This is a genomic window from Flavobacterium sp. (assembly GCF_049318325.1).
Lineage (GTDB): Bacteria > Bacteroidota > Bacteroidia > Flavobacteriales > Flavobacteriaceae > Flavobacterium.
In genome coordinates this window covers 1-3,274 of record NZ_JBMOGQ010000189.1, presented here as the reverse complement: position 1 = coordinate 3,274, position 3,274 = coordinate 1, and the positions used below count along the sequence as shown (strand labels likewise).

Annotated in this window: 3 protein-coding genes; 2 read left to right on the top strand and 1 reads right to left on the bottom strand. The window is 34.9% G+C overall.

Annotated features, from left to right (window positions below; all coding sequences use genetic code 11):
* Window positions 1–5: 5 nt before the first annotated feature.
* Complete coding sequence (gene rpsB, locus ACOYLP_RS11485) at window positions 6–854, top strand: 30S ribosomal protein S2 (RefSeq protein ID WP_422856311.1); 849 nt, start codon at window positions 6–8, stop codon at window positions 852–854.
* A gap of 112 nt (window positions 855–966) precedes the next feature.
* The gene (gene tsf / locus ACOYLP_RS11480; RefSeq protein ID WP_422856310.1) at window positions 967–1,935 is read left to right on the top strand and encodes a translation elongation factor Ts; all 969 of its coding nucleotides are present in this window, start codon (window positions 967–969) and stop codon (window positions 1,933–1,935) included.
* Between the two features lie 76 nt (window positions 1,936–2,011).
* Here the strand turns inward: tsf and ACOYLP_RS11475 are convergent.
* On the bottom strand, window positions 2,012–3,274 hold a 1,263-nt coding region (locus ACOYLP_RS11475; RefSeq protein WP_422856309.1), incomplete at its 5' end, for a M3 family metallopeptidase.

Sequence of the window (3,274 nt, the reverse complement as noted above, 5' to 3'; positions counted from 1 at the left end):
ACACAATGGCAAACAAAATTGACGTTAAAGAATTATTAGAAGCAGGTGTTCACTTCGGACACATGACTCGTAAGTGGGATCCAAATATGGCTCCTTACATTTATATGGAGCGTAATGGAATTCACATTATCAATCTATATAAAACCGCTGCAAAAATTGAAGAAGCTAACGAAGCTTTGAAAAAAATCGCAGCATCAGGTAGAAAAATACTTTTCGTAGCTACCAAAAAACAAGCAAAAGACATCGTTGCAGATAAAGCAGTAGCTTGTAACATGCCTTACATCACTGAAAGATGGCCAGGTGGTATGTTAACCAACTTCGTTACTATCCGTAAAGCCGTTAAAAAAATGGCTACTATTGATAAAATGAAGAAAGACGGAACTTTCATGACTTTGTCTAAAAAAGAGCGTCTTCAAGTAGATCGTCTTCGTGCAAAATTAGAAAAGAACTTAGGTTCTATAGCAGACATGTCAAGATTACCTGCTGCATTATTTGTAGTGGACATCAAAGCTGAACACATTGCCATAAAAGAAGCACAAAAATTAAACATTCCAGTTTTCGCAATGGTTGATACTAACTCTGATCCACGTGAAGTAGATTACGTTATTCCAGCTAATGATGATGCTTCAAAATCAATTGAAAAAATCTTATCTTTAGTAACTGCTGCAGTTATTGACGGATTGGCTAACAGAACTTCTGATAAAGAAGGTGATGATACTCATGAAGTTGATGCTGTTGAAGAATTAACTGCTGCTGAAGTAGAAGCTACTCCTGAAGTGGAAACAGTAGTAGAGGTAGAAGCTGCTCCTGAAGTGGAAGCTGAAGCTACTGAAACAGAAAAAACTGAAGAATAAAACAAAAAACAATTACGAATTATGAATTAAGAATTACGGATTATTTTGACTCGTAATTTTAAATTTGTAATTCGTAATTTACTTTTAAAAAACTTTTAAATCAAAAAATATTATGTCAACAATCACAATCACTGCTGCAGACGTAAATAAATTAAGACAAACTACAGGTGCCGGTATGATGGACTGTAAAAAAGCTTTAGTTGAAGCTGAAGGAGATTTCGATAAAGCTATACAAAACCTTAGAGAAAAAGGGCAAAAAGTTGCCGCTAACCGTTCTGATCGTGAGTCTTCTGAAGGAGCTGCTGTTTCTTTTATCAATGCTGACAAAACTAAAGGCGCTATCATCACTTTAAACTGCGAAACAGATTTCGTAGGTAAGAATGAAGCTTTCGTAACTTTGGCTAAAGATTTAGTTGAAAAAGCAATCAACTTCTCTTCTAAAGAAGCATTTTTAGCTTCAGATTTCAACGGAATTACTGTGGCTGAAAAATTAATCGAACAAACTGGTGTTATCGGTGAAAAAATCGAAATCGGTGGTTTTGAAATTTTAGAAGGCGCTTTCGTTGGATCTTATGTTCACGTTAACAAAATTTCTGCCTTAACTGCAATTTCTGCACCAATTGCCAACGCTGAATCTTTAACAAAAGACATCTCTATGCAAGTGGCTTCTATGGGAGCTGATACATTATCTTACAAAGATTTTGATCCTGCTTTTGTTGCTTCTGAACTTGCTGCCCGTATTGCCGTTATCGAAAAAGAAAATGAAGAAGCAAAACGTTTAGGGAAAACTTTGAAAAATGTTCCTAAATATATCTCTTTCTCTCAATTAACTGAAGAAGTTTTAAAACAAGCAGAAGAAGATGCTAAAGCGGAATTAAAAGCGGAAGGTAAACCAGAACAAATTTGGGATAAAATTGTTCCTGGAAAAGTGCAACGTTTCATCTCTGACAATACAACTTTAGATCAAGAGAAAGCTTTATTAGATCAAAACTTCATCAAAGATGATAGTAAAAAAGTAGGAGATTATGTTAAAGAATTCAACGTTGAAATTACAGGTTTCAAAAGAGTTGCTTTAGGATAATTTATTCTGAACTTGTATTAGAATCTAATCCGGAAAATAAAAAAACCCAAATCTATCGATTTGGGTTTTTTGCTTTTTATTTCTTCTGAAGTTCGAAACCTCTAGCTCGCATCAAAGCTTTTGTATTTACATCTCTACCTCGGAATTTTTTGTATGCAATTTCAGGGTCAATAGTGTTTCCTATGCTAAAAACATAATCATGTAATCGTTTGGCAACTTCTTTATTATACAAACCATCTTTGGTTTCAGTAAAGGCTTCTGTTGCATCCGCACTAATAGCATCGGCCCACAAATAACCATAATAACCCGCAGCATAAGCATCGTCTGAAAAGATATGCCCAAATTGTGGAATACGATGACGCATTACAATTTCGCTTGGCATTTTTAATGCATCTAAAGTTTCTTTTTCAAATTGTTTCGGATTAATATCTGGGTTTTCTAACAAGTGTAATTTCATATCTACCAAAGCACTTGCAATGGTTTCTACAGTTGAAAACGCTTCGTTAAATGTAGCTGCTTTGTTATTTCTTTCTACTAATGCCATAGGCATCGGTTCTCCTGTTTTATAATGCAAAGCAAACTGATTCAATACTTGTGGTGTTGCTAACCAACGTTCCATAATCTGTGATGGAAACTCAACATAATCTCTCGGAGTATTAGTTCCAGATAAACTCGGATAAGTCACATCCGAATTCAAACCGTGTAATGCATGACCAAATTCATGGAATAATGTACTTGCATCATCCCATGAAATCAAAATTGGCTCTCCGTCTTTTCCTTTAATAAAATTACAGTTGTTAGACACAATGGTAATAACATCTCCATTCACTCTACTCTGCTCTCTTGTGGCATTCATCCAAGCACCTGATCGCTTCCCTTTTCGAGCATATGGATCAAAATACCAAACACCAATAATCTTTTTTGTGTCTTTATTATACACTTCCCAAACTCTAACATCAGGATGGAAAACAGGAACATTAGTAACTTGTGTAAATCCTAAGTGAAAAATTTCTCTAGCAACCCAAAACATTCCTTCTCGCAATTTTTCCAATTGCAAATAAGGCTTTAAATCATTTTGATCTAAATCATATTTTGCCTTTCTTACTTTTTCAGAATAATATCGGTAATCCCATGCGGCAATTTTAAAATTTCCGCCTTCAGCATCAACCATTTTTTGCATATCGGCAACATCAACATGCACTTTTTCAACTGCCGGTGTCCACACAGACATCATTAAATCTAATGTTTTTTGTGAATTTTGTGCCATGGTATTTGACAAACTCCAATCGGCAAAAGTTTTAAACCCTAATAATTTAGCTTTTTCTGCACGCAATTTTAG